At 59.7% G+C, this 464-nt stretch carries 1 pseudogene; it reads right to left on the bottom strand.

Annotated features, from left to right (window positions below):
• Positions 1–464, bottom strand: a pseudogene (locus ASF70_RS09240) (hypothetical protein); the annotation flags it as partial.

Consider the following 464-nt stretch of genomic DNA (forward strand, 5'->3'; position numbering starts at 1 on the left):
CCTGGTCTCCTTGCGCATGGCCCCCCGAAGCCGTACCGAGCTGGAGGTCGATCGTTACACCAGCATTCGACCCGGCGTAATCAAGGGTATCGATCCCGGTGCCACCATCTAGCTTGTCCTGACCGGCGCCACCGTTCAGCGTGTCGTTACCGGCGTCTCCGAAGATGGTATCGTTGCCCGCTAGCCCAAATATAACGTCGTTGCCGGCCTGACCATGGATCAGGTCACTCCCGGCGGTTCCCGTCATATCGTCTCCACTCGCGCTGCCGTTGACGATCGTTACACTAGGATCGATGCCGGCTTCCTCAGGAAGATCCGGGTCGACGGCCAGGTGTAGATTGTCAAGAGACGTCGTTGGTTCCCCTCCGAGAACGGCAGCGAGCAGTGGGTTGGTCAAACCAGATAAACCAAGCCCCAGAAGGTCGATACCGCTTTCAGACCCGAAGTCCACTGAAAGGGGGGCG

Origin of the sequence: Rhizobium sp. Leaf321, from assembly GCF_001423215.1 — a bacterium.
Lineage (GTDB): Bacteria > Pseudomonadota > Alphaproteobacteria > Rhizobiales > Rhizobiaceae > Neorhizobium > Neorhizobium soli.